This is a genomic window from Pseudonocardia wallangbongensis (genome assembly GCF_054486945.1).
On the sequence record NZ_JBRERS010000005.1, the window covers coordinates 616,233 to 641,976 of the forward strand.

Sequence of the window (25,744 nt, forward strand, 5' to 3'; positions counted from 1 at the left end):
GTCAGGCGAGGGCCGCGCGGATCAGCTCCACCGGGTGGTGGGCCTCCCGGCTCGTGCCGTGGGCGATCTGCTGACGGCACGAGACCCCGGTGGCGGCGATGACGGTGGCGCCGGGCTCGGCGCGCACCGCGGGGAACAGGCGGTCCTCACCCACCTGCATCGACACCTCGTAGTGCTCGGCCTCGAACCCGAAGGAGCCGGCCATCCCGCAGCAGCCCGCGTCGACCTCGACGACCTCGGCACCCGGGATGCGGGAGAGCAGGGCCACCGTGGCGGCCGTCCCGACCTCGGCCTTCTGGTGGCAGTGCCCGTGGTAGAGGATGCGGTGCCCGGCCGGCCAGGCGTCCTCGCGCAGCCGCAGCGCGCCGTCGTCGATCGCCTCGACGAGCAGCTCGTCGACGAGCCGGGCGCGGCCGGCCACGTCGGCGACGCGGGGGTCGTCCGCGCCGAGCAGGGCGCGGTGCTCGTCGCCGAGGGTCAGCACGCAGGACGGCTCGACGCCCGCGATCGGGCCCTCCGTGCCGGCCAGCGCGTCCACGAGCCCCGACGCCTGGCGCCTGGCCTGGTCGAGCAGGCCCTTGGAGAACGCCGCCCGCCCGCAGCACCCGCTCGACTCCAGGCGCACGTCCCACCCGGCGCGCTCCAGCAGCTCGATGGCGGCGATGCCGATCGCGGGTTCGGTGAAGGAGGTGAAGGAGTCGCCGAGAAAGGTGAGCGGCCCCCGGCTCCGAAGTTCAGGAAAGCCACTTTCCTGTCCTGCAGGTTCATGAATGTGGCTTTCCTGAACTTCCCGGGAGTGGAACCAGCTCATCAACGTCTCGCTGGTGAAGCTCGGGAGCGGGCGCTCCGGGGCGATGCCTATCGCCTTCGCCATCAGCTTGCGCAGCCCGGGCACCCGGTTCGGCAGGTTGGCCAGGGGGGCGCTCGCGGCGCCTACGCGGTTGAGGCCGCGGATGCCGGCGAAGACGCGCGAGCGGAGCGGCACGCCCTTCGTCTCGTGCTTGTGGTGCAGGGCCTCGGCCTTGAGGGTGGCCATGTCGACGGAGAGCGGGCACTCGCTCTTGCAGGCCTTGCACATGAGGCACAGGTCGAGCACCTCGTGCAGCCGCTCGTCGCCGAGCGCGGTGCGCGGGTCGGGCTCGGACAGCGCCTTGACCAGCGCGTTGGCCCGGCCGCGGGTGGAGTCCTCCTCGCGGTGCGTGGCCATGTACGACGGGCACATCACGCCGGCGTCGTCCTTGCGGCACACCCCGATGTTCTGGCAGCGGTCGGCGGCGCCGCGCATCCCGCGCTCGCCACCGGCCACGACCGTGAGGTCCAGCATCGTGGTGAGCGGCCCGGCGGGCGGCAGCGCGGGCTCCCGCAGGTTGTCGGTCATCGACGGGGCGTCGACGATCTTGCCGGGGTTCATCCGGCCGTCCGGGTCGAAGATCCCCTTGACGCGGCGCATGGCCTCGTAGAGCTCGTCGCCGAACAGGTGCCGGTTGAACTCGCTGCGGGCGAGGCCGTCACCGTGCTCCGAGGAGTTGGCGCCCCCGAACTCGGCGACGAGGTCGCGGACCTCCTCGGCCACGGCGCGCATCTTCACGACCTCCTCCGGTCGGGAGAGGTCGACGAAGGGGCGCACGTGCAGGCAGCCGACCGACGCGTGGCCGTAGAAGCCGGCGCGCATGCCGTGCCGGTCGAGCACCTTCGCGAACCGCTCGGTGTACTCGGCGAGCCGGGTCGGGTCGACGGCCGTGTCCTCGACGAACGCGGCGGGCCGGTTGGACCCGGTGCTCGCGGCCATGAGCAGCCCGAGACCGGACTTCCTGACCTTGAGCAGGGCGCCCTGCTGTGCGGGGGTCTCGGCGACGAGCGTGTGGTAGCCGTGGCCGTGGCGCTTCCACAGCACGTCGAGCCGGTCCAGCTGGGACCTCAGCTCCGCGGGGTCGTCGCCGCTGAACGAGACGAAGAGCAGCGCGTCCGGGTCGTCCTGCAGGATCGTGCCGAGCGCGGCGTACTCCAGCTTCGACCGGGACAGGTCGAGGATGGTGCGGTCCATCAGCTCGACGGCTGCGGGCTCGCAGGACAGCGCGTCCTCGGTGGCGTCGATCGCGGCCTGGGTGGAGCGGAAGTGCCCCACCGCGATCATGGTCTTCGCCGGCTTGGGCACGAGCCCGACCACGGCCTCGGTGGCCACGACGAGCGTCCCCTCGGAACCCACCACGAACCGCGCCAGGTCGAACGAGTCCGTGAGCCGGTCGAGGCGGTAGCCGCCGGCCCGCCGCCAGAACTTCGGGAACCCGGTGGCGATCGCGTCCCGGTGGGCGTCCACGAGGGCGGGCAGCTCGCGGTAGAGCCGCCCCTCCAGGGTGTCCGCACGTGCGCGGCGGGCCCGCTCGGCCTCGTCGACCGGCCCGAACCGCGCGGTGGAGGTGTCGGAGAGCACCACGTCCAGCTCCCGGACGTGGTCGATCGTCATCCCGTACCGGACGGATCCGCTGCCCGCCGAGTTGTTGCCGATCATCCCGCCGAGCGTGGCGCGGTTGGACGTCGACGTGTCGGGCCCGAAGAGCAGCCCGTGCGGGGCGGCCGCGCGGTTGAGCTGGTCCTGCACGACGCCGGGTTGCACGCGCGCGGTGCGCGCCTCCGGGTCGAGCTCGAGGATCGTGCTCATGTGCCGGGAGAAGTCGAGCACCAGCGCCTCGCCGACGGTCTGCCCGGCGAGGCTGGTGCCGCCACCGCGGGGCAGCACGGGCACGCCGTGCTCGCCCGCGATGCGCACGGCGGTCCCGACGTCGCCCGCGTGCCGGGGCGCCACCACGCCGACGGGCGTGATCGAGTACATGCTCGCGTCGCGGGAGAACAGGTGGCGGGTGTAGTCGTCGAACAGCACCTCGCCCTCGAGTTCCCGGTCGAGGGCCTGCTGGAGCTCCGTCACTGTGCCGCCTCCCGCAGGTGATCGAGCGCCGCTTCCACACCTCCCGGCTTGATCGGTACGCCGGCGAGCTGCAGACCCATCTGTACCCCGCCGAGGGTGCCGGCGAGCGTCAGGTCGTTGAAGTGGCCGAGGTGGCCGATGCGGAAGACCTTGCCCGCGAGCCGGCCGAGGCCCGCACCGAGGGACATGTCGAACTTGTCGAGGATCACGCGCCGCACCTCGTCGGCATCGTGGCCGGCGGGCAGCAGCACGGCGGTGAGGGAACCGGAGTGCTCGCGCTCGTCGGCGCACAGCACCTCGAGCCCCCACGCCCGGACGGCGGCGCGGGTGGCCGCGGCGTGCCGCTGGTGGCGGGCGAAGACCTCTCCGAGGCCCTCCTCCGCGAGCATCGCGCAGGCCTCGCGCAGGCCGTAGAGCAGGTTGGTGCCCGGCGTGTACGGGAAGGACCCGCGGGCGTTGGCGTCGATCATCGGGCCCCAGTCCCAGTACGAGCGCGGCAGGCCGGCCGTCGCCGACGCGGCGAGCGCCTTCTCGCTGATCGCGTTGAACCCGAGGCCGGGCGGCAGCATGAGCCCCTTCTGCGACCCGGCGACGGTGACGTCCACGCCCCACTCGTCGTGGCGGTAGTCGATCGATGCGAGCGAGGAGATCGTGTCGACGAGCAGCAGCGCGGGATGGCCGGCCTCGTCGATCGCGGCGCGCACGTCGGGCACCCGGCTGGTGACGCCGGTGGACGTCTCGTTGTGCACCACGCAGACGGCCTTGATCGCGTGCCCGTCGTCGGCGGCGAGCCGGCGGCCGATCTCCGCGGGGTCGGCGCCGTGGCGCCAGTCGCCGGGGATCATCTCGACCTGCAGCCCGAGGCGACCGGCGAGATCGGACCAGAGCGTGGAGAACTGCCCGGTCTCGCTCATCAGCACCCGGTCGCCGGGGCCGAGCGTGTTGACCAGTGCCGCCTCCCACGCCCCCGTGCCCGACGACGGGTAGATCACGACGGGCCCCGACGTGCCGAACACCGGGCCGAGAGCGGTCAGCACGGCCTTCGTGAGCTCGGTGAACTCCGGGCCGCGGTGGTCGATCGTCGGGGCGGCCATCGCCCGCAGCACCCGGTCCGGCACATTGGTCGGTCCGGGGATCTGCAGGAAGTGACGTCCTCCGGTGATGTGCACGCGGACCTCCAAGTCGTGTCCCGGGTTGACGCTCCGAGTGGCCCGAACCATACTCCAGCCGGAATCATACTTCCGCGATGCGGAACACCTCCGACAACGCCGCCGTGAGGAAGTGCGCATGTCCATCCACGTGATCTCGATCCTCGTGCTGGTGATCGCCTTCGTGATCGCCACCATGTTCCCCATCAACCTGGGCGCCATCGCGCTGGTCGCGGCGTTCGTGATCGGATCGTTCGTCCTGGAGGGCTCGCCGGACGACATCGCCGACGGGATCTTCGACGGGTTCCCCGGCAGCCTGTTCGTGACGCTGGTCGGCGTCACGTTCCTGTTCGCGATCGCCAGGGCGAACGGCACCGTCGACTGGCTGGTCCACCGGTCGGTGCAGGGCGTCCGCGGCCGGATCTGGCTCGTGCCGTGGATCATGTTCGCGGTCACCGCGCTCCTCACCGCGTTCGGGTCCGTGGTCCCGGCGGCCGTCGCGATCATCGCGCCCATCGGGCTCAGCCTCGCCGTGCGGCACCGGATCAACCCGGTGCTCATGGGCCTGTCGATCATCAACGGCGCCACGGCCGGTGGCTTCTCGCCGATCAGCATCTTCGGCAGCATCACCAACGGCGTGGTGGCGGATGCCGGGCTGCCGGGGAGCCCGGTGTTCCTCTTCCTGGGCAGCCTCGTCTTCAACACCGTGCTCAACGTCGTCATGTTCTTCCTGTTCGGCGGGCGCCAGCTCGTCGGCCGGGTGGTCGACGAGTCGGCGGAGGCGGGCGAGGCCGCGGTCGCACCGGGCGGTGGGCCGGGCGCGGCGAAGAGCACCACCACGGGAGCCACCGGCGCCGCCTTCACCGACGACGACCACCACACGATCACCACGCTCGACCGCAACCGGTCGCTCACGCTCGTCGCGCTGCTCCTGGTGGCGGTCGGCGCGCTGGCGTTCCAGCTGGATGTCGGCCTGCTGGCCATCACCGCCTCCGTCCTGCTCTCGCTGGTCGCCCCGAACTCCTACAAGGGTGCGGTCGCCCAGGTCGCGTGGCCGACCGTGCTGCTGGTCTGCGGGATCGTCACCTACGTCAGCCTGCTGCAGGAGAACGGCACCATCGACTGGGTGGGAGAGCAGGTGGCGTCGGTCGGCGTTCCCCTGATCGCCGCGCTGCTGATCTGCTACATCGGTGCCGTGGTCTCGGCGTTCGCCTCCACCACCGGCATCCTCGCCGCGCTGATCCCGCTCGCCGTCCCGCTGCTGCTCGGCGGCCAGCTCGGGGCCGTGGGCGTCGTCACCGCGCTGGCGATCTCGTCGTCGGTGGTCGACTCCAGCCCGTACTCCACCTCGGGCGCGCTCACCGTGGCGAACACGCCGGAGGCGGAGCGCGACTACGTCTACCGCAGGCTGATGGTGTGGGGCTTCTCGATGGTGCTGATCACACCGCTCGTCACGTGGATACTTCTTGTGTTGCCGGGTTGGCTGTAGGGCATGAATGATCTCCTCGTCGAGCAGGACGGCCCCGTCCTGCGGGTGACCTTCAACCGGCCGCAGGCGCACAACGCGCTCACGTTCGCGATGTACGAGGGTGTGTACGACGCCTGCGAGAAGGCCGACGCCGATCCGGACGTCCGGGTGCTCGTGCTGCGCGGGGCGGGCGGGAAGTCGTTCGTCTCGGGCACCGACATCGCTCAGTTCGCGGGCTTCGACGGCGCGGCGGGCGTCGGGTACGAGGAGCGGATGACCCGGGTGCTGCGCCGGTTGGAGGACACCGCGGTCCCCACCGTCGCCGCGGTGGACGGCTACTGCGTCGGTGGCGGGCTCGCCCTCGCCGCCACCTGCGACCTGCGGATCGCCACCAAGGCGGCCCGGTTCGGCGTGCCGATCGCGCGGACGCTGGGCAACACCCTGTCGATGGACACGTGCGCCCTGCTGGTGGCACACCTGGGCCGCTCCCGGGCGCTGGACATGCTGCTGCGCGCACGCCTGCTCGACGCCGAGGAGGCCCACGCCGCCGGGTTCGTCACCCAGCTCGTCGACGACTCCGCGGCGCTCGACGGCGCGCTCGCCGAGACCGTGGGGACGCTCGCGTCGCACGCGCCGTTGTCGATGTGGGCCACCAAGCAGACGCTCGCGCGGCTGCGGCGGGCCGGGCTCCCGGACGGCGACGACATCGTCGCGCGGGTGTACGGCAGTGCGGACTTCGCGTCGGCGGTCGCAGCGTTCGCCCGGAAGGAACGCGCCACCTGGACCGGGGCGTGAGCCCCACGGCCTAACCTGGAGGGCCCGGATCTGGCAGGAGGAGCACGGTGGGTGGAGTGACCCAGCCGGACCGCAGCGGCGGTGTGCAGTCCCTCGACCGCGCGTTCGCCCTGCTGGAGCACATGGCCGACGCCGGAGGGGCCGTCGCCCTCTCGGAGCTGGCCACCCGTTCCGGTCTCCCGCTGCCGACGATCCACCGCATCGTCCGCACGCTGGTGGCGTCCGGGTACGTCCGCCAGCTCCCGTCGCGCCGGTACGCGCTCGGCCCGCGCCTGATCGGGCTCGGCGAGGCCGCATCGCGGATGCTCGGTGAGTGGGCGCGCCCGCAGCTCACGGACCTCGTCGACCAGGCAGGGGAGACGGCCAACCTCGCGATGCTCGACGGGGACGCCGTCGTGTACGTGGCGCAGGTGCCGTCGCGGCACTCGATGCGGATGTTCACCGAGGTCGGCAGGCGGGTGCCGGTGCACTGCACCGGGGTCGGGAAGGTGCTGCTGGCCCAGCTGCCGCCCGGCGAGGTCCGCGACATGATGACCCGCGCCGGGATGGCGGCCCAGACCCCGCACACGATCACCGACCCGGACCGGCTCGCGCGGGAGCTGGAGCGCATCCGGGCGCAGGGCTACGCCGTCGACGACGCCGAGCAGGAGCTGGGCGTGCGCTGCGTGGCCGTCGCGGTGCCGGGCGGCCCGGCGTCCACGGCGCTCTCGGTCTCCGGCCCCGACACCCGGGTGACGTGGGCGGCCGTCGAGCGGATCGTGCCGATCCTGCGGGCGGCCGCCGCCGCGCTCGCCGGGCACCTCGACGCGCGTGGCGCGATGGCATGACGCGGGGATAACACTTATGGGTTACTCCCCCGGTTGCCGGATGCGAAGCGGCCGCATGGCTGGTAGGCCGTTGCGGGTACCCCCGACGAGGGAGGTGAGCGGCATGGAGTGGACCGCTGACGACGATCAGCAGCTCGCCGAGGCCGTGCGCCGGCACGATGCCGGGGAGGACCCATGTGCCCGCCCCGGCGAGACGACGGTGCCGGAGTGGGCCATGATCTCGATCCTGCTGGGCCTCGTGGCGTTGACGGGCTCGGTGTTCGCCGTGGTCGTGGTGGCGGCGTTCGGCTCGGTCTGGTGGCTGTTGCGCACGGCCGACGCTGTGGAACCGAGCGAACGCGACGCGGGCCGCGAGGCACGCGGGCCGTTCGGCGGGCCGGGCATCTGGCTCTGACGACTACTGCGTGTTCGGTCACCGGGTGAACCGGCGTCCGATCAGGGGAGATATCCTCCACACCCGTGGCAGGCATTTTCGACCACCTGGCCGATCATCACGCACAGCGTTGGTTGGCAGGCCTGATGGACCAGGTGGGTGAAGCGGGGCTCGGCGCTGCCGCCGCCGTGCCCGCGCTTCTGGCTGCGGTGGACCAGCATGCCGCCGGCGTGCGCGACATCCTGCTGCTCGGCGTCGAGGGCTCGGCCGCTGCTGCCGCCGCCGTGCTACTGGCCGGCTACGCGAAGGGCCTGCTCGACCAGGCCGGCACCGACGCGGCCCGGCTGCGCGCCGCGGTGGGGGAGCGCTGGCAGAGCGCCGACTGGCTCACCGTCCGCGTGCTCGCCGTCTGCGCGCTGAGCCGCGACGACCGGTGGCGCCGCTCCCCGGCCCCGGCCTTCGAGGCCTAGCGCTGCGACACCCGGGCCGCCGCGCACACCGGCTGGGGTCCGCACACATGGCCGGACATGTGTGCGGTGCCGCGGCGGTGTGTGCGGTGGGTCTACTCCTTCAACAGGCCGGCGAGGTAGGTCCGGACGAACCTGATGAGCGAGGCCCTGAAGTCCGGCGAGTGGGCCGCGTGGGGGTCCTCCTCGTGCAGGGCGACCACCTGCGGCGACGGGTGGGCCGCCTGCCACAGCCCGGCGGCCGCGATCCCCGACATCGCGAACAGGTCGAAACACGCCTCCGCGCTGAGCGCGGGCAGCGCCCGCTGCAGCGCCGGCACCACCTGCTGGAGCGATGCGTTGACGGCCCGCTTGAACGCGCGGACGACCTCCAGCGAGACGTTGCGCTCCAGCGTGAGCGGTGAGTACAGGAGCAGTTGGCAGAACAACGGCCGGTCGGCCACCGAGTGCGCGAGGACGTCGGCCACCTCGCGGGGCTCGGGGCCCGCGGTCGAGAGCACGGCGAGGGCCCCGGCGGCCCACTCCTGGAACTCCGTCTCGGCGAGCCGCAGGAAGATCTCCTCCCGCGTCTCGAAGTACTTGAGCAGTGCCGACTTGTGCATGCCCACCTCGGCGGCGATGTCGGTGAGGCTGACCGCGCCCACACCGTCGCGCAGGGCGAGCTCGCGTGCGGCGTCGAGGATCGCGGCATAGCGCTGCTGCTTCTGCTCGGGTCGCCGCGCGCGCAGGAAGCCGGCCTTCGTGGTCATCGCGACGACCATAGCTCGCGGATAGGGCAACGGCGTTGACTTGTTAAGTCAACGCCGTTGCCTTACTGTGGCCGCGTGATCCCCGTGAAGCTCCGCGTGAACGGAACCACCGAGCTCCTCGAGCTCGACCCACGGGTCAGCCTGCTCGACGCGCTGCGCGAGCACCTGGGCCTGACCGGCACCAAGAAGGGGTGCAACCAGGGCGCCTGTGGCGCATGCACGGTGCTCGTCGACGGTGAGCGGATCGCCGCCTGCCTCGCGCTCGCCGTGCAGTACGCCGGGCGTGACATCACGACGATCGAGGGGGTCGGACGGCCCGACCACCTGCACCCGCTGCAGCGGGAGTTCATCAGCGAGGACGGGTTCCAGTGCGGCTTCTGCACGTCGGGCCAGATCTGCTCCGCGCTGGGGATGCTCGCCGAGCACCGCGCCGGGATGCCGAGCGCGGTCACGCCGGACCTCGACGCCGCCGAGATCGCGCTGACGGAGGCCGAGATCAAGGAACGGATGAGCGGCAACCTCTGCCGTTGCGGTGCCTACGAGGGCATCGTCGGCGCAATCGCGCAGGTGGCCCGATGAGACCCTTCGGTTACGTGAGCGCGAGCGACCTCCCCACCGCCCTCGGCGCCGTCGCGGCCGGGGCACGGCCGCTGGGTGGCGGCACCAACCTCGTGGACCTCATGCGCGACGACGTCGAGCGGCCCGAGACGCTCGTCGACGTCACGGCGCTGCCCCTGGCCGGGGTGGACGAGCTGCCCGGGGGTGGCCTGCGGATCGGGGCCATGGTGCGCAACAGCCACCTCGCCGCCGACCGCCTGGTCCGGTCCCGCTACCCGGTGCTCGCCCAGGCACTGCTCGCCGGCGCGTCGGGGCAGCTGCGAAACATGGCGACGGTCGGCGGCAACCTCCTGCAGCGCACCCGCTGCCCCTACTTCCGCGACCACGCCGCGGCCTGCAACAAGCGCGAGCCCGGCACCGGCTGTGCCGCGATCGGCGGCATCCACCGCGGCAGCGCCGTGCTCGGCACCAGCGAGCACTGCATCGCGGCCCACCCGTCCGACATGGCGGTGGCGCTGGTCGCGCTCGACGCGGTGGTCGAGGCGCAGAGCGTGCGCGGCACCCGTCGGATCCCGCTCGGACAGCTGCACCGCCTGCCCGGCGACACGCCGCACGTCGAGACCGGGCTCGCCGCCGACGAGCTGATCACCGCGGTCGAGCTGCCCGCCCTCCCGGTCGCCCGGACATCGCGGTACCGCAAGGTGCGCGACCGCGCCTCGTTCGCGTTCGCGCTGGTGTCGGTGGCGGCCGCGCTCGAGGTCCGCGGCGGCGAGGTCGTCGACGTGCGGCTGGCGCTGGGCGGCGTCGCCACGACGCCGTGGCGGGCGCGCGAAGCCGAGCGTGTGCTGCTGGGCGCCCCGGCCACCGAGGAGACCTTCCGCCGCGCGGCCGCCGCCGAACTGGCGCCCGCGGTCGCGCGACCCCAGAACGAGTTCAAGATCGAGATGGTGCAGCGCACCGTCGTCGCGACGTTGCGGCAGCTCGCGACCGAGGGAGGTGCCGCATGACCCAGGCCCCGGAGCGCACCCGCCCCACCACGGCCACCGCGCCCGCGGTCGGGCGGCCGATCGACCGCGTGGACGGAGCGGTCAAGACCACCGGCGCGTCGGAGTACACGGCCGACCGGCCCTACCCGGACCTCGCGCACGCCACCCTCGTCCACGCCACGATCGCGCGGGGGCGCATCACGGCGATCGACACCGCGGCCGCCGAGGGGGTGACCGGGGTGCTCGCCGTGATCACCCACCGGAACGCGCCCCCGTTGAAGCCGCCGCCCGCCCGGGTGAACCCGCTAGACCTCAGCACGATGGCGTCCGGGACCAAGGTGAACTACCTGGGCAGCACCGAGGTGCACTGGAACGGGGAGCCGGTGGCGGTCGTCGTCGCGGAGACCCTGGAGGCGGCGGTCGAGGCCGCGCGGCTCGTGCACGTCGACTACGCCGCCGAGCCCGCCACCACCGACTTCCACGCCGCCGAAGGCTCGGCCGAGCCGGTCGGAGGGTTGCTGCCGATGATGCCTGCTGGCGGTCGCAAGGGCGACGCCGAGCAGGCGCTCGCCGCCGCCCCGGTCGCGGTCGACCTGCGCTTCACCACCCCGCCGCAGAACCACAACGCGATCGAGCCGCACGCCACCACCGCCGTGTGGGACGGCGACCGGCTCACCGTCCACGACAGCACCCAGGCGATGGACTTCGCCCGCCGGCACCTCGCCCTGCGGTTCGGCCTGCCGGTCGACGCGGTCCGGGTGATCGCGCCGAACGTCGGCGGCGGGTTCGGCGGGAAGGGGTTCGTCTGGGCCGGCACCGTGCTGTGCGCGATGGCCGCCCGCGTGGCCGCGCGCCCGGTCCGGCTGGCGCTGTCCCGCGAGGCCGTCTTCCGCACGGTCGGCGGGCGCACACCCACCGTGCAGCGGGTGGCGCTCGGCGCCGAACGCGACGGCGCGTTGACCGCGCTCCTGCACACCGGGATCTCGCAGGTCGGGCGCGTCGGCGGCATGCCGGAGCCGGTGGGCTCGCAGTCCCGCCACCTCTACGCAGCCCGCGCCATCCTCGTCCGCCAGAGCACCGCGACGCTCGACATGCTGCCGAACTCGGCCATGCGGGCCCCGGGTGAGGCCGTGGGCACCTTCGGGCTGGAGTCCGGGATGGACGCGCTCGCGCACGAGCTCGGCATGGACCCCGTCGAGCTGCGCATGCGCAACGAACCGGAGCGCGATCCACTGGACGGCAAGCGGTTCACCCGCCGGAACCTGCGGGCCGCGTACGCGCGCGGCGCGGAGCGGTTCGGCTGGGCCGACCGCCCACCGCAGCCTCGCTCGATGCGCACCGGGCGGAAGCTGCTCGGCTGGGGCGTCGCCACCGCCTTCCACATGCCGATCCAGCTCTCCGCGGACGTCACCGTCCGGCTCGGGATGGACGGCACCGTCCTGGTGCGGTGCGGCCTGCACGAGATCGGGGTGGGCGTGGCGACCGCGCAGGCCCAGATCGCGGCGGACGCGCTCGGCGTGCCGGTCGAGGCGGTCACGGTCGAGGTCGGTGACTCGGCCCTGCCGGTCGGCCCCATGGCGGGCGGGTCGGGGCAGACGGCCACCGCGGCGGCGAGCGTCCTGCGCGCCTGCGATGAGCTGAGGCGTTCGGCGCTCGCGCTCGCGCGCCGCTCGCCCGGCTCACCGTTGCGCGGGTGCCGGATCGACGAGCTCGCGGCGCGCGACGGCGGGCTCTTCGCGGCGGACGGGTCCGGGGAGACGTACGGGGAGATCCTCGCCCGTGCCGGGCGCCCCTCGCTGGAGGGCCGGGTCGGCGCCCGGACCTCGGTGGGCCGGATGGCGGGCCAGCTGCGCATGATCGCCGGTGTGGTCAACGACCAGCGGCGCCAGGTGCGCGCCGCCACCGGTGCCCACTTCTGCGAGGTGGCGGTCGACGAGGACACGGGCGAGGTCCGCGTGACGCGCTGGGTCGCCGTGTTCGACGTGGGGCGGGTGATCAACCCGAAGACCGCCACCAGCCAGCTGCGCGGCGGGATCGTGATGGGGATCGGGGCGGCGCTGTCGGAGGAGACGCTCGTCGATCCGCTCAGCGGCCGCATCATGAACCCGAACCTCGCCGACTACCACGTGCCGGTGCAGGCCGATGTGCCCGCGATCGACGTCTCCTACCTCGACGAGCCGGACCCGACCACCCCGCTCGGCCTGCTCGGGGTGGGGGAGGTGGGCATCACCGGTGTCGCGGCGGCGGTGGCGAACGCGGTTCACCACGCCACCGGGGTACGGGTCCGGGACCTCCCGCTGACGCCGGACCGGCTGCTCTGAGATTGCAGCAAGGCCACCTTCCTGCAATCTCGTTGCGTGAAGGTGGCCTTACTGCAACTGGGCTGGGCTGGGCCGCGGCGGGGCCGGCCTACGCGTCCGACATCCGGCCCCGCCGGGTGCTCCGGGAGGCGACGCCTACGGGTTGCGCACGTCCGTGACGGGTTCGGTCGCCGGATCCACGCGGGTGCCGACCGGGTCGGTCATGTCGGCGTGCGCACCCGATGCCGGGCGTGCGGCGTCCTCGCGGCCGCGCTCGTACGCCTGGGCGTGGGCGCGTGCCTGGGGTGCCTCCTGCTCGGCGCGGTCGAGCCAGCGCTCCCAGCGCTGCTGCATCGGCCGGATGAGACCGCCACCGACACCGACGATCATGATGCCGGCGATCGTGGCCAGAACCGCGATGAGCACCGGCATCGTGACGGCGATCGCGACGCCGATCTGGCTCAGCGCGGCGATCACGCCGAGTGCGATGATGAAGATCGACGCGATGTTCGCGAGCACGTTGCCGTAGGACAGCCCACCCGTGACGCTGAGGATGAGGTCCTTGACGGCGGCGGCGATGGCCGAGGCCACCACCACGATGATGATCGCCACCGCGATCCGCGGCAGGAACGCGACGATCCCCGTCAGCAGGGCTGTGATGGGGTTCGGCCCCCACACGCCGAACGCGAGCTGGAGCGTGAGCAGCAGCACCGCGTAGTAGACGACCATCGCGATCAGATCGCTGGCGTCGTACTTCGAGCGCGCGAGCGCCTGCCCGATTCCGCCGCGCTCGACCGCACGGTCGAAATGGAGGCGTTCCAGAACGGAGTTGGTGAGCTTGCGCAGGCCTTTCGCGATCAGCCATCCGATCAAGAGGATGACGAGGAACAACACGAGCTGCGGCACGAAAACCGCGACCGTGCGCATCGCGTCGCCCAGCGCCGCGACGAGGTTGTCGAACATCGGTACTCCCAGGTCGGTGGATGTGTCGCATCCTGCGGATGCCCATCCCAACCCGCTTCACACCAGGACTACCCGAAATCCGCACAACCGGTGGACACACTGACGGGGCTGAAGGCCCGCATCAGCGGCGGAATCGGAAACCCCTTCTCCTGCGGTAGCTCGAGTCGCGCTCGGCGCAGGCGGGGCAGAGATCACCGTCGGGGGCGACCATCGGTGCGGGTGTGACGACGTGCCCGCAGACGGCGGAGTACTGGCCGCCACGCCGGGCGATGCCGATCGCGAGTTCCTCGTCCGGAACCGAATGGCAGCGGCCGTCCATGACACAGGTGACGGAGATGGTGGAACCATTCCCGACGAGCTCGGTCGGCCCCGACTGCCCACGCGGTCTGCTCACGGCCCCCACTCCGTCACAGGTCCACCCCTCGGGCGGCTGCCCACATGCATGCCACCCACCGCGTCCAGTCTGTCGCTCTCCGCTTGCAGACGCAAGAGGACTCTGCAACCTTCTTCTGCAAATGCATCTGCGCGCACGGCCACTCGTCTCATGGCCCGACCGGAGCCGCTGAGCCGGCGATATGCTGCCGCCTCGGACTTGCTTGGGGGTGGACGGTGCGTGCAGGCTCGCCGGCGTCCCGCTCGGCATCAGCGCCCGTCGACCCGACCCAGCAGGGCGGACCGACCGTCCTGCGCATCGTGCTCGGCACGCAGCTGCGCAGGTGGCGCGAGGCCGCCGGGATCACGCGCGAGGCCGCGGGCGACGCGATCCGGGCGTCACACGCCAAGATCAGCCGCTTGGAGCTCGGGCGCGTGGGCTTCAAGCAGCGGGACCTGGTCGATCTCCTCGCGCTCTACGGGATCACCGACGAGCTGGAGCGCGGGGAGTTCCTCGACCTCGCCCGCCGTGCCAACGCCCGCGGTTGGTGGCAGCAGCACAGCCAGGTGCTCCCCAGCTGGTTCGAGATGTACCTCGGGCTCGAGCAGGCGGCCAACGTGATCCGCACCTACCAGGTGCAGTTCGTGCCCGGGCTGCTGCAGAGCGAGGACTACGCGCGCAACGTGATCGTCGTCGGGCACCGGGCCGACGGGGTCGAGGAGATCGACCGGCGCGTGCAGCTGCGGATGACCCGGCAGAAGATGCTCACCGAGCCGGGCGCACCGCAGCTGTGGGCGGTGATCGACGAGGCCGCGCTCTCCCGCCCCTACGGCCCCTCGCACGTCATGCGCGACCAGTTGGACCACGTGCTCGAGATGACCGAGCTCCCGAACCTCACGGTGCAGGTGCTGCCGTTCCGCCACGGTGGCCACGCCGCGGCGGGCGGCGCGTTCACGATCCTGCGGTTCGCCGAGCCGGACCTGCCCGACATCGTCTACCTCGAGCACCTCAACAGCGCGGTCTACCTGGACAAGCGCTCCGAGGTCGAGGACTACCTCGCCGTGATGGAGCGGGTGAGCGTGCAGGCGGAGACACCGCTTCGCTCGAAGGACATGCTGCGCCGCCTCCGCGCCGAGATCTGAGCCGGCACCCCGGGCCGCCGCTACCCCAGTAGGCTTCGATTCGTGACCCGTCGTGCCGTTCTGTCCGTGATGTCCGTAATCGCCGCGCTGGTTCTCGTCACCGGCTGCGGAGGGGGGAACTCCAACGTCGACTGCGGGCTGGACGGCTGCACCGTCACGTTCCCGCGCAGCGGCGACACCGTCGTCTCGGTGCTCGGGATCGAGGCCCGCCTCGTCGGCGTGCAGGACGGCACCGCACAGCTCGAGGTGGCCGGCCAGCAGATCACCGTGCCGGTCGGCGGCCAGACCGAGGCGAGCGGGTTCACGGTCGGAGTCGAGCAGGTCACCGACACCGAGGTCATCGTCCGCGTGCGCGCCTGATCGTCGAGGTTCCCGAGGCCTTCCACGCTCGAGGGCGCCGATCAAGGGCAAAGGGCTGCTCTGCAGGGGTGATCAAGGGCAAATGGTCGCTCCCCGGAGGTGCCGGACCCGCTGGGCTGATCGGCGGGGACCACTAGCATCCGATCGTGCTGAGCGTCCGGGGGCTGACCAAGATCTACGCGGGACGCCCGGCCGTCGAAGACGTCTCCTTCGACCTGCAGCCGGGCACGGTCACCGCGTTCCTGGGGCCGAACGGCGCGGGCAAGTCCACGACCCTCCGGATGATCACTGGCCTGATACCGCCGACCCGGGGCGGCAGCTGGATCGCGGGCCGGCCGTTCCGCGACTGGGCGAACCCCGCTCACGTCGCGGGCGTCCTGCTCGACGCGTCGGCCGTGCACCCGGGCCGTACCGGGGGCTCCCACATGCGCAACGCGGCCGCCCTCATGGGTGTCCCCGCCCGGCGGGCCGACGAGCTGATGGCCCGGGTCGGCCTCGGCGACGCCACCCGCAAGAAGATCGGCAGGTACAGCCTCGGCATGCGCCAGCGGCTCGGGCTGGCGCACGCCCTGCTCGCCGACCCCCCGCTGCTCATGCTCGACGAGCCGATCAACGGTCTCGATCCCGTCGGGATCCGGGCGGTCCGCGAACTGCTGCGCGGGCACGCCGCGCGCGGCGGCACCGTGTTGCTGTCGAGCCACGTGCTGTCCGAGGTGGACCAGACGGCCGACCGCATCGTCATGATCGGCAACGGCAGGCTGGTGGCCGACGGGCCGATCCGCGAGCTGCTCGCGTCCCACCGGTGCCTGGTGCGCGGCCCGGACATGCAGGCGATCGCGAACGCCCTCGTACAGGCCGGCGTGCGCATCCAACCGAGCCCCGACGGCCAGATCCTCGCCGACGCGCAGAGCGACCGGGTCTCGGACATCGTCTTCTCTGCCGGCGTGCGGGTGCACGGCATCAGCGATCACCAGCAGAACCTCGAGGAGCTGTTCTTCCGGCTGTCCGGAGGTGGGCGATGACCATGCCGGCGGGACAGGGCACCAACGGACACCGGGCGGGGCCGGTACCGCAGGGGACGATGCCGCCGCCGGCCGCACCGCGCGGTCCGGCCCAGCAGATCCCGGCCGCGCCGTGGCGGCCGGGCCCCGGCCCGACGGGGCAGGTACCCGGCCCCCCACCGGTACCGGGCATGCCGGGTCCGCCGGTCGGAGGTCCCTTCGCCGCCGCATCGCGGCGAACCCCGTTCCCGATGCTGGTGCTGGTCGAGCTGCGCAAGCTCACCGGCACGCTCTCGGACCGCATCCTGCTCGCGCTCGCCCCGGTCGTCCTGGTCGGCGTCACCGTGCTGATCCACACCGGCACGGACTACGCGTCGTCGTACGCGTCGGCGGCGGACCAGATCTCCCCGACGTTCTACACGGTGCGGGTGGGGCACCTGCTCCTGCACGCCGTGCTGATCAAGCTCATCGCCGGCGAGTGGCAGCACCGCAGCGCGCAGCCGACCCTGCTCGCCCAGCCGTCACGGGCCCGGTACTTCCTCGCGCAGGCAACGGTCCTGCTGGTGCTCTGGCTGGTCGCCGCCGCGCTGCAGCTGGTCACCACGCTGCTGGTGGCGCCCGGCGCGATCAGCGGCGCGGGTGCCACCTACGTGCTGGGCCACCGCACCGGCTGGGTCGTCGGCGTGTGCGTGCTCGGCTCGTTGCTGACGATCCTCGTCGCTCTCACCGTCGCGATGCTGGTGCCGAACGCCGCGGGGGCGCTCGCGATCTACTTCGCGACGGTGCCCGTGATGCTCACGATCAGCGGGCTCGCCCCGAAGGTGTTCGCCTGGGTGGATCCGTCGAGCGCCACGGCGGCGCTGGCCACGCTCGCTCCGGTGGAGGGCCCGGCCCCCGTGATCGTCTCGTTGGTGCTGTGGGCGGGCCTGCTGGGGCTCGCGGGCTACCGGGTGGCCCGCCGCGACCTGACTTAGCGGCCGCCGGGAGCGCCGAACAGCTCGGGCCTACTGCGTTCCGCAAGGGCCTGGGTCTCGCCGGCGTCGGCCACCTGGGAGCGCCTTGATCGCGACGGTCGTGGCAGGAGCCGCGGAGGCCGGTTTCGAATGCCTGACTCCTAACCCGCCGCCAGCGACCCGCCTCCCGGATCGATGTCGCCGAGGAGCACGATCGCGGTCCGCTCGACCACCGGGCAGTTGTCCTTCATGAACCGGTCGGTGCCGGCGTGGTCGACCACGTAGTTCGTGAAGGAGGAGTTCAGCTCGCCGTAGCCCGCCGCGAGCGCCTCGGGGAGGATCCCACGGAACTGCAGGGCGTAGGGCGAGCCCGGGTCGACGGTGAGGTAGCACCCTGGCTGGCCGCCGTAGAAGTCGATGGTCTCCACCGCGTAGTAGCGGCCGTCGAGCAGGAGCCTGCGGTGGTAGGTGGTGCCGGTGGCGGCCTCGCCGTTCCACAGGAGCGGGAAGTACCGCGGTTCCGACGGGTTCGGCGGGGCCTGGGCCTCGATCCACAGCTCGTCGAGCTCGGCGCTCCCGAACTCCACCGCGCAACCCGCCGGGCCGCCCATGCCGGGCAGCTCCCGCGCGTCCTGGGCACCCACCTCGTCGATCGAGTCGCTGCCCAGCTGGTCGCAGGTGTTGTCGAACGGGAACTCCCGGTCGGTCGAGGACAGGTCGTCGTAGGCGATCGCGTCCTCGGGGAGCGTCGGGGCGGGTGACGCGGGCGCCGGACCCGGTGGGGTGGAGCAGCCGGCGAGCGCTGCCAGCGCGACCACGACCGCGGCCAGGCGGATCTTCACCGGTCCAGTGCACCACATCGCGGCCGGGCCACTCGGGCGCACCTTCTGCCTAGCCGAGGTCGCCGAGGGCCTGCGCGTCCGCCCGGGGTGTGCCTGCCGGTGGCGCGATCGCGCCGGCGGCCGCCTCGGCGAGGGCGTCGATCTGGTCGCATCCGCTGACGATCTCCACGGTCGGCACGGTGGGTGCGCTCTCGGGGTTGCCGGCCAGCTGCACGTTCGACGGAGCGAAGGCCACCTTGCAGTTGGGGCCGAGCTCGGTCCTCGCCGCCGGGAAGCTCCCGACGGTCTCGCTCCCGACGTCGCCGGCGGACGTCATCGTGTACTCGACGGATCCGTTCACCCGCCGCGCGCTCGAACCATCTCCGGCGCTCACGTAGACGCCGCACCCGTACGGCTGGAGGTCGCCCACCTCGAGGTCGCCCGAACCGAGTGGTTGCCCGTCGGACAGGACCGGCACCATCGCGGCGGCCAGCGCGCACGGATCGGACGCGGCGATGTCCAGCGCCGGGGTCGTGCCGCCTGCGCTGCGCAACGGCGGATCGGCCAGGCGCGGCGCGATCGCCGTGGCGTACTCGCGTGCGATGTCGCACGGAGCTTCGTTGTCGGCGGTGCCGAACACCGAGATGTCGATGCCCCACGGGTCCTCACCCTTGGCGGGGGCGCCGATCGGGTAGCTGTACGCGCAACGCGTCTCGTCGCTCTCGTGCACCTGCGGCAGCTGCACGCCGCCGACGTCGAGTGGTTGCCCGCCCGTCGTGGGGATCACCTGGAACACGTCGAGCTGCAGTTCCCAGGCGTCCGTCTCGCCGGGATCCCGCATCACGAGGCGGCAGTTCCCGGGTTCGCGGTACGGGAGCAGCTCGTCGGGCTCGAACCCGGTGGCGCGTTCCGCCGCCGCGATGTCGTGCATCGCGCACATGTCCCACGAGCGCATGTCGTCGAACAGCCGGGCGAGGCGCTGCTGTTCGGGTTCGAGGGGGAGCCCGCCGCCGGCGGCCACCTCTCCGGCCGCGTGCGGCACGCCCGTGATCGGAGCCGCGCAAGCGGTGACCATCGTTGCGAGCGTCGCTGCCAACACGACGATCACCGCCGCCCCCCGGGACATCACGGGTTGCACGCTAGACCGGCCGTCGCAACCTGACGATCGAGGTCTGAGAACCCTCAGGTCCGCGCGAGCATCGACCGGCGCCACGCCTCGGTGCCGGCCACCTCGTTGAAGGTGAAGAAGTGGAAGCCGTCCAGCTGGGTGGCGGGCTGCCCGACGTGGGGCGCGAGCCGCCGCGCGAGCCGGCCGGGGTGGTAGCCGCCGGGGAGGAAGAACCGCCAGAACAGGCTCTGCTGCTTCAGGAGGAACCGGGCCGACTGGCCGAGGCCGAGCCCGGCCGAGATGCGGACGAGCTTCTGCCGGCTCACGACCCCGGGCAGCCCCACCCTGATCGGGAGCGCGACGCCCCGCTCCCGCACCTGCCGTGCCCAGCCGACCGTGGCGCCGGCGTCGAAGCAGATCTGGGTGATGACGTGCGTGGCGTGCGGGGCCTTCTTGTCGAGCGCCCTGTCGAGGAGCCCGGTGTCGATCCTGGCGTGCCCTTCCGGGTAGCCCGCGATCCCGATGCGCCGGAACGGATGGCCGATCTCGTCGAGCGCCACGAGCAGTTCGAGGGCGTCGGTGAAGGGGCCGGCCGGCTCGGAGGCGTCGCCGCCGATGACGAAGGCGCTGTCGACACCGGCCGCGCGCAGCCTGCCCACGAGATCGGACAGCTGCGTTGCGTCCCGGATCTGCCGGGCGGCCAGGTGCGGGGCGACGGAGTAGCCGTGCCCGGCGAGCCGGACCGCGAGGTCGACGGTGGGTTCCAGGCCCTTGGTGTGGCTCGTGCCGACGGTCAGCGACACGTCCTTGGGTACGTGTGCCAGCACGGTTTCCTCGGTGCCCTTCATCGGGATGAGCTCGTACGAGACGCGACGCAACGCCTCCGTGAGATCGGCCACGACGGAAGCCTATGGGTGTTGCGCGACATGTGACCCTCACAAGATAGTCGCCAACATTGTTGACAATATGTCCGACCCGCGCCGATGCTGTGAGCGTTCACCATGGACTGGAGAGTCGATGCCGGAGGAACTGGCGTGAAGCCGATGATCGTCACCGACCCGCCACGCGCCGAGCTCGCGGACGTCGATGTGCTGGCCGAGTTCGGGGTGGCCACCGTGCACGAGGCGCTGGGCCGCTCCTGCTACCTGGGCCCGGACCTGCGGCCGGTCCAGCAGGGCGCGCGCGTCGGCGGTACGGCCGTCACGGTGCTGTGCTGGCCCGGCGACAACCTGATGATCCACGCGGCCGTCGAGCAGTGCCGACCGGGCGACCTGATGGTCGTCACCACCACCTCACCCTGCACCGACGGCCTCTTCGGGGAGCTCTTCGCCACCGCGCTCTCGCATCGCGGGGTGCGCGGCGTCGTGACCACCACCGGTGTGCGGGACGTCGCCGACCTCCGCGCGATGGGCTTCCCCGCGTGGTCCGCGGCGGTCAGCGCCCAGGGCACGGTCAAGGCCACGGCCGGGGCGGTCAACGTCCCGATCGTGGTCCGCGGCCAGGTCGTGCGGCCCGGCGACGCCGTGCTCGCCGACGACGACGGCGTGGTGTGCGTGCCCCGGGAACGGGTCGGCGAGGCGCTCACCGCCGGCCGCGCGCGGCTGGCCAAGGAGGAGGCCACGCGCCGCGCGTTCCGCGAGGACGAGCTCGGCCTCGACCGCTACGGCCTGCGGGCCACCCTCGCCGACCTGGGGGTGGAGTACGTGAAGGCGGAGCGGTGAGTGGCGTTCGCTGCCTGCTCATGCGCGGCGGCACATCGAAGGGGGCGTTCTTCCTCGCCCCGGATCTCCCCGCCGACCCGGCCGAGCGCGACGACCTGCTGCTGCGGATCATGGGCAGCCCGGACCCGACGCAGATCGACGGCCTCGGCGGCGCCCAGCCGGTCACCAGCAAGGTGGCGATCGTGTCGCCGTCGGCCGAACCGGACTGCGACGTCGACTACCTGTTCCTGCAGGTCGGGGTCGACTCGGCCACCGTGTCCGACCGCCAGACCTGCGGCAACCTGCTGGCGGGCATCGGCCAGTTCGCCGTGGAGCGGGGCCTCGTGGCCGCCCGGGCGGAGCGCACCAGCGTGCGGATCCGCATGGTCAACACCGGCGGCCGGGCGGAGTCGACGTTCGCCACGCCCGGCGGGCGCGTCGACTACGCGGGCGACACCGCGCTGGCCGGTGTTCCCGGCACGGCGGCTCCGGTGGCGCTGGCCTTCGCCGGCACGGAGGGCTCGGTCTGCGGCAGCCTGCTGCCGACCGGTCGGCTCGTCGACGAGATCGACGGCATCCCCGTGACGTGCATCGACAACGGGATGCCCGTCGTGGTCGCCCGTGGCGGCGACGGGGACCCCGCACCCGAGCGCATCCAGTCCCTGCGGATGCAGGCCGGCAAGCTCATGGGGCTCGGCGACGTCACCGGCACCGCCGTTCCCAAGATCACGTTCGTCTCCGCCCCGCGGGCGGGCGGGGCGATCGCCACCCGCACGTTCAACGCCTTCGACCCGGTCCGCGCGCACCCCTCGATCGGTGTGTTCGGCGCGATCAGCGTGGTCACCGCCACGCTGCTCGACGGCGCGGTCGGCCACGACCTGCTGGTCAGCCCGCTGGACGGCCACCCGTTCGACGTGGAGCATCCGAGCGGTGCGCTGCAGGTCGACGTGGCCGTCGACCAGAACGGCGGCCCGCCGCGGGCGCTCCGCTCCGCGGTCATCCGCACCGCGCGGCCGCTGTTCGACGGCACCACCTTCCCCCGTCCCTGACCCGACGTACGGAGTCGACGATGTCCCTCGAGAAGTCCCCCCGTCACGAGATCGCCCACCTCGGCCACGTGGAGCTCTTCACCCCGGAGCCGGAGCGCAGCCTCGACTTCTTCGTCCGGGTGCTGGGCCTGACCGAGAACGGGAGCCAGGGCGACTCGGTCTTCCTGCGCACGTGGGACGACTACGAACACCACAGCCTCAAGCTGACGGCCTCGAAGACGTCGGGCGTCGGACGCACCGCCCTGCGGGCGTCGAGCGAGGAGGCGCTCAAGCGGCGGGTCGCGGCCGTCGAGGAACGCGGCCTCGGCATCGGCTGGGTCGACGGGGACCCGGGGATCGGCCCGACCTACCTGTTCCGCGACCCCGACGGTCACGAGATCGAGGTCTACTGGGAGTCCGAGCGCTACCAGCCGCCCGAGCACCTGCGCCCCGCCCTGAAGAACCAGGCCCAGGCCTACCCGGGTCGCGGCGTCAGCGTCCGCAGGCTCGACCACGTCAACTACCTCGCCAAGGACGCGGCCGCCAACGGCGGGTTCATCTGCGACGCCCTCGGCGGCCGGGTCACCGAGCAGATCCAACTCGACACCGGGGTGATCTCCGGGCAGTGGACCAACTTCGCGCAGAAGTCGTACGACCTCGTCTACACCAACGACTGGACCGGCTCGAAGGGCCGCCTGCACCACATCGCGTTCGCCACCGACACGCGTGAGGACATCCTCCGCGCCGCCGACATCTCGCTGGACAACGGCGTGTTCATCGAGACCGGCCCGCACAAGCACGCGATCCAGCAGACCTTCTTCCTCTACGTCTACGAGCCCGGCGGCAACCGCATCGAGCTGTGCAACCCCACGGCCCGGCTGATCTTCGCCCCGGACTGGCAGCCGGTGACCTGGAGCGAGGCCGAGCGGGCCAAGGGGCAGGCCTGGGGGTTGAAGACGATTGCCTCCTTCCACACCCACGGCACACCCCCGGTTGCCGATCCCGCACAATGAGGGCGCCAATCTGAGCGCGGAGGTCGTCGACGATGACAGGAACCGAGAGTTCGCATTCGGTGGACGCGGTTCCCGTCGTCGACGCCGTCCGGGCCGCCATCGCCGACGGCGAGTTCGTCCCCAACCAGCGCCTCGTCGAGGCCGACCTGTCCGAGCGGTTCGGGGCCACCCGCACGAGCGTGCGCACCGCGCTCCTGCAGCTCGCCGGTGAGGGCCTCGTCGAACGGGTGCAGAACCGCGGCGCCCGGGTCCGGGCCGTGTCGCTCGCCGAGGCCGTCGAGATCACCGAGGTCCGGATGGCCCTCGAAGGGCTGTGCGCGGCGAAGGCGGCCGAACGGCTCACCGACGCCGACGCCGGCCGCCTCCGCGAGATCGGGGAGGCGATGCGTACCGCCGTCGCCTCCGGGGACCTCCTGGGCTACTCGGAGCTGAACCGGCGGCTCCACGGCCTCGTCCTCGAACTGGCCGGCCAGAGCACCGCGGGTGCGATCCTGGAGCGGTTGCGCGGGCAGAGCGTCCGCCACCAGTTCCAGCTGGCGATGCACCCGGGCCGGCCCGCGATCTCCCTGCCGCAGCACCTGGAGATCATCGAGAAGATCTGTGCAGGCGACGCCAACGCGGCGGAGGCCGCGATGCGGCGCCACATCCGGAGCGTCATCGACACCCTCCCCGAGGTGGAGGCCGCCCGCACGCGACGCTTCGACGCGCTCTAGGACACTGGTCGTCGCAGGGTGCGTCGTGGTGGCATGGGGTTCGTGATGGATGTGTGGGCGGGGAGCAGCGGGTGACGGCTCTCGCCCGAGCGCTGGTCCACCCGCGGTGGGCCGGGATCAGCCCGGCGGACGTCCTCGTGGTCGAGGCCTACGTGCTGGCGGCCGTGCTGCTGTACGGCGGGCTGTGGCGGCACCTCGACAGCGGCTACCTCGTGGCGAGCATGCAGGACCAGAACCTGTTCGAGTGGCTGTTCGCAGCGCAGGCGCACGCCGTGGCGGAGGGCCGGAACCCGCTGCTCTCGGCCCTGCAGAACGCCCCGTTCGGGGTGAACCTGATGGCCAACACGGCACTGCCGGCCCTCGCGGTGCCGCTGACGCCGGTGACGCTGGTCTTCGGCCCGACGGTGACGTGGACGCTCATCCTGACCGGCGGTCTCGCCGGCACCGCGACGGCGTGGTACTGGCTCTTCTCCCGGTACGTCGTCCCCTCGCGGGTGGCCGCGGCGGTCGGCGCCGCCCTCTGCGGGTTCGCGCCGCCGGTGATCTCGCACGCCAAGGCCCACCCGAACTTCGCCGCCACCTTCCTCCTGCCGGTGATCGCGATCTGGCTGATCCGGCTCCCGGGCGCCCGCCGGCCCGTCCTGCACGGGGTCGGGCTCGGCCTGCTCGGCGCGCTCCAGGTCCTGATCGGGGAGGAGATCCTGCTGATCGGGGTGCTGGCGGTCGCGCCGTACGCGATCTGGTTCGCGATCACCAGGAGACAGCTGCCCCGGCAGGTCGTCATCGGGGCCGCGACGGCGGCGGCCGTCTCCTGCGTGCTGGTCGCGTACCCGCTGTGGCTGCAGTTCGCCGGCCCGCAGAGCTACCGCAGCATCGAGCACGGCCCCACCGGGAACCCGCTCGCCGCGTTCGTCGCCTACTCCAGCCAGTCCGTCGGCGGCCTGCTGACCGGCGGGCCCGGCACCCTCGCGATCAACGGCACGGAGGAGAACGCGTTCTTCGGTTGGGGGCTCGTCGCGCTCGTCGTCGCGCTGGCGATCTGGCTGCGTGCCGACCTGCCCGCCCGGATCGCCGCATCCGCGTGCGGGGTGGCCGCCGTCCTGTCCCTCGGGGCGGAGATCAGCATCGACGGGCGGCCGACCGGGTGGCCCGGGCCGTGGGCGCTGCTGGCCGGCCTGCCCCTCTTCGACTCCGTCCTGGAGTCCCGGATGGCGCTGGCCTGCGTTCCCGCGGCCGGTTGCCTGATCGCGATCGCCACCCAGCGGGTCCTCGACGCGCCGCGCGAGCGCCGGTTCGGACCGGTGTCGATGCGGCTGGCCTGGGCAGGCGTGCTGGTCGCGGTGCTGCTCCCGGTGGCCCCGGTGCCGTACGAGACCGTCACCCGCGCACCCACCCCGGACTTCTACGCCCACGGGGAGTGGGCGCGGTGGGTCGACCCGGGAGGCACGGTCGTGCCGGTCCCCCTGCCCGAGCCGCGCCACGCCGAGGCCCTGCGCTGGCAGGTGGAGGCCGGCATGCACTTCGCCCTGCCGCAGGGCTACTTCGTCGGCCCGGCCGGGGAGGAGCAGATGGGTGCCTACGGCGCGCCGAAGCGGCCGACCTCGGTGCTCCTCGACGGGGTGGCCGCCACCGGTCAGGTGCCCGCGGTCACCGACATCGACCGGGCGCACATGCAGGCCGACCTGCACTTCTGGCGCGCCGACTCCGTCGTCCTCACCGACGGTCCGCGCCGACCGGAGCTGCAGGCCGCACTCTCCGCCCTACTCGGCCCCGGCCGCCCGGCCTCGGACGCGTGGGTGTGGGACGTCCGGCCGATCAGCCGGTAACGGGCCGCACTCCGGGGATCCCAGCATTATGGGGCTCTCCTGTCCGATGTGTGGATCACGTTGCGCGTCCGGGCAGGGGCGGGCAGAGGCCGCCGAGGGCGAGCATGGCTAGTGCGATGAGTGCTTCGGGCCGAGCGAAGCCAAACGCG

At 72.5% G+C, this 25,744-nt stretch carries 25 protein-coding genes; 17 read left to right on the forward strand and 8 right to left on the reverse strand.

From position 1 onward, the window contains the following. Position 1: 1 nt before the first annotated feature. Complete coding sequence (locus ACU436_RS21985; RefSeq protein ID WP_459028100.1) at positions 2-2,923, reverse strand: FAD-binding and (Fe-S)-binding domain-containing protein; 2,922 nt, start codon at positions 2,921-2,923, stop codon at positions 2-4. Then, the gene (locus tag ACU436_RS21990; RefSeq protein ID WP_459028102.1) at positions 2,920-4,092 is read right to left on the reverse strand and encodes a pyridoxal-phosphate-dependent aminotransferase family protein; all 1,173 of its coding nucleotides are present in this window, start codon (positions 4,090-4,092) and stop codon (positions 2,920-2,922) included. The genes ACU436_RS21985 and ACU436_RS21990 overlap by 4 nt, the downstream gene beginning before the upstream one ends. 118 nt (positions 4,093-4,210) lie before the next feature. Here ACU436_RS21990 and ACU436_RS21995 point away from each other — a divergent pair, with 118 nt between their 5' ends. The 5 genes from ACU436_RS21995 (at position 4,211) to ACU436_RS22015 (ending at position 8,004) form a co-directional block, all read left to right on the forward strand. Further along, positions 4,211-5,560 (forward strand): SLC13 family permease, encoded by a 1,350-nt coding sequence (locus tag ACU436_RS21995; RefSeq protein WP_459028104.1) that lies wholly within the window; start codon positions 4,211-4,213, stop codon positions 5,558-5,560. A 3-nt stretch (positions 5,561-5,563) separates the two neighbouring features. Beyond that, positions 5,564-6,334: an enoyl-CoA hydratase gene (locus ACU436_RS22000; protein ID WP_459028106.1), complete on the forward strand. Its 771-nt coding sequence runs from the start codon at positions 5,564-5,566 to the stop codon at positions 6,332-6,334. A 56-nt stretch (positions 6,335-6,390) separates the two neighbouring features. Then, on the forward strand, positions 6,391-7,161 hold the full coding sequence (locus tag ACU436_RS22005) for an IclR family transcriptional regulator (protein WP_459028107.1): 771 nt from the start codon (positions 6,391-6,393) through the stop codon (positions 7,159-7,161). Positions 7,162-7,264: 103 nt separating this feature from the next. Continuing rightward, entirely contained in the window at positions 7,265-7,555 is a 291-nt protein-coding gene (locus ACU436_RS22010) for a hypothetical protein (RefSeq protein WP_459028108.1), read from the forward strand. A gap of 65 nt (positions 7,556-7,620) precedes the next feature. Further along, positions 7,621-8,004, forward strand: a complete 384-nt coding sequence (locus ACU436_RS22015; protein WP_459028109.1) for a DUF6401 family natural product biosynthesis protein — start codon at positions 7,621-7,623, stop codon at positions 8,002-8,004. A gap of 92 nt (positions 8,005-8,096) precedes the next feature. Here the strand turns inward: ACU436_RS22015 and ACU436_RS22020 are convergent, their stop codons facing one another. Further along, complete coding sequence (locus ACU436_RS22020) at positions 8,097-8,750, reverse strand: TetR family transcriptional regulator (protein WP_459028110.1); 654 nt, start codon at positions 8,748-8,750, stop codon at positions 8,097-8,099. Between the two features lie 75 nt (positions 8,751-8,825). Here ACU436_RS22020 and ACU436_RS22025 point away from each other — a divergent pair, with 75 nt between their 5' ends. From ACU436_RS22025 to ACU436_RS22035, 3 genes are read left to right on the forward strand one after another with little or no spacing between them, the layout of a single operon-like run. Next, positions 8,826-9,329, forward strand: coding sequence for a 2Fe-2S iron-sulfur cluster-binding protein (locus ACU436_RS22025; RefSeq protein ID WP_459028112.1), 504 nt, complete (start codon positions 8,826-8,828; stop codon positions 9,327-9,329). Further along, positions 9,326-10,315: an FAD binding domain-containing protein gene (locus ACU436_RS22030; RefSeq protein ID WP_459028114.1), complete on the forward strand. Its 990-nt coding sequence runs from the start codon at positions 9,326-9,328 to the stop codon at positions 10,313-10,315. Before ACU436_RS22025 ends, ACU436_RS22030 begins: the two co-directional genes overlap by 4 nt. Then, positions 10,312-12,615 (forward strand): xanthine dehydrogenase family protein molybdopterin-binding subunit, encoded by a 2,304-nt coding sequence (locus tag ACU436_RS22035; RefSeq protein ID WP_459028116.1) that lies wholly within the window; start codon positions 10,312-10,314, stop codon positions 12,613-12,615. The genes ACU436_RS22030 and ACU436_RS22035 overlap by 4 nt, the downstream gene beginning before the upstream one ends. 135 nt (positions 12,616-12,750) lie before the next feature. Here the strand turns inward: ACU436_RS22035 and ACU436_RS22040 are convergent, their stop codons facing one another. Both ACU436_RS22040 and ACU436_RS22045 read right to left on the reverse strand, forming a co-directional pair. Continuing rightward, complete coding sequence (locus ACU436_RS22040; protein WP_459028117.1) at positions 12,751-13,557, reverse strand: mechanosensitive ion channel family protein; 807 nt, start codon at positions 13,555-13,557, stop codon at positions 12,751-12,753. Positions 13,558-13,678: 121 nt separating this feature from the next. Continuing rightward, positions 13,679-13,951, reverse strand: coding sequence for a hypothetical protein (locus ACU436_RS22045; RefSeq protein WP_459028119.1), 273 nt, complete (start codon positions 13,949-13,951; stop codon positions 13,679-13,681). 215 nt (positions 13,952-14,166) lie between these two features. On the opposite strand from ACU436_RS22045, the gene ACU436_RS22050 reads away from it, so the two are divergent. From ACU436_RS22050 to ACU436_RS22065, 4 genes are all read left to right on the forward strand, one after another. Continuing rightward, positions 14,167-15,072: a helix-turn-helix domain-containing protein gene (locus ACU436_RS22050; RefSeq protein WP_459028121.1), complete on the forward strand. Its 906-nt coding sequence runs from the start codon at positions 14,167-14,169 to the stop codon at positions 15,070-15,072. Positions 15,073-15,114: 42 nt separating this feature from the next. Next, positions 15,115-15,432, forward strand: a complete 318-nt coding sequence (locus ACU436_RS22055) for a hypothetical protein (protein ID WP_459028123.1) — start codon at positions 15,115-15,117, stop codon at positions 15,430-15,432. 146 nt (positions 15,433-15,578) lie between these two features. Continuing rightward, positions 15,579-16,454 carry an ABC transporter ATP-binding protein gene (locus tag ACU436_RS22060; RefSeq protein ID WP_459028125.1) on the forward strand — a complete coding sequence of 292 codons (876 nt, stop codon included), beginning with the start codon at positions 15,579-15,581 and terminating at the stop codon, positions 16,452-16,454. After that, positions 16,451-17,407 (forward strand): hypothetical protein, encoded by a 957-nt coding sequence (locus ACU436_RS22065; protein WP_459028127.1) that lies wholly within the window; start codon positions 16,451-16,453, stop codon positions 17,405-17,407. The genes ACU436_RS22060 and ACU436_RS22065 overlap by 4 nt, the downstream gene beginning before the upstream one ends. 140 nt (positions 17,408-17,547) lie before the next feature. Here the strand turns inward: ACU436_RS22065 and ACU436_RS22070 are convergent, their stop codons facing one another. From ACU436_RS22070 to ACU436_RS22080, 3 genes are read right to left on the reverse strand one after another with little or no spacing between them, the layout of a single operon-like run. Beyond that, entirely contained in the window at positions 17,548-18,228 is a 681-nt protein-coding gene (locus ACU436_RS22070; protein WP_459028129.1) for a hypothetical protein, read from the reverse strand. 49 nt (positions 18,229-18,277) lie between these two features. Then, on the reverse strand, positions 18,278-19,336 hold the full coding sequence (locus ACU436_RS22075) for a hypothetical protein (protein ID WP_459028131.1): 1,059 nt from the start codon (positions 19,334-19,336) through the stop codon (positions 18,278-18,280). A 53-nt stretch (positions 19,337-19,389) separates the two neighbouring features. Continuing rightward, positions 19,390-20,214 carry a methylenetetrahydrofolate reductase gene (locus tag ACU436_RS22080; RefSeq protein ID WP_459028133.1) on the reverse strand — a complete coding sequence of 275 codons (825 nt, stop codon included), beginning with the start codon at positions 20,212-20,214 and terminating at the stop codon, positions 19,390-19,392. A 144-nt stretch (positions 20,215-20,358) separates the two neighbouring features. Here ACU436_RS22080 and ACU436_RS22085 point away from each other — a divergent pair, with 144 nt between their 5' ends. The 5 genes from ACU436_RS22085 (at position 20,359) to ACU436_RS22105 (ending at position 25,595) form a co-directional block, all read left to right on the forward strand. After that, positions 20,359-21,036 carry a 4-carboxy-4-hydroxy-2-oxoadipate aldolase/oxaloacetate decarboxylase gene (locus ACU436_RS22085; protein WP_459028193.1) on the forward strand — a complete coding sequence of 226 codons (678 nt, stop codon included), beginning with the start codon at positions 20,359-20,361 and terminating at the stop codon, positions 21,034-21,036. Further along, positions 21,033-22,064: a PrpF domain-containing protein gene (locus ACU436_RS22090; protein ID WP_459028134.1), complete on the forward strand. Its 1,032-nt coding sequence runs from the start codon at positions 21,033-21,035 to the stop codon at positions 22,062-22,064. The genes ACU436_RS22085 and ACU436_RS22090 overlap by 4 nt, the downstream gene beginning before the upstream one ends. A 20-nt stretch (positions 22,065-22,084) precedes the next feature. Continuing rightward, complete coding sequence (locus ACU436_RS22095) at positions 22,085-23,056, forward strand: VOC family protein (protein ID WP_459028136.1); 972 nt, start codon at positions 22,085-22,087, stop codon at positions 23,054-23,056. Between the two features lie 32 nt (positions 23,057-23,088). After that, on the forward strand, positions 23,089-23,769 hold the full coding sequence (locus ACU436_RS22100) for a GntR family transcriptional regulator (protein WP_459028138.1): 681 nt from the start codon (positions 23,089-23,091) through the stop codon (positions 23,767-23,769). Positions 23,770-23,840: 71 nt separating this feature from the next. Then, positions 23,841-25,595 carry a glycosyl transferase gene (locus ACU436_RS22105; RefSeq protein WP_459028139.1) on the forward strand — a complete coding sequence of 585 codons (1,755 nt, stop codon included), beginning with the start codon at positions 23,841-23,843 and terminating at the stop codon, positions 25,593-25,595. Positions 25,596-25,744: the final 149 nt, after the last annotated feature.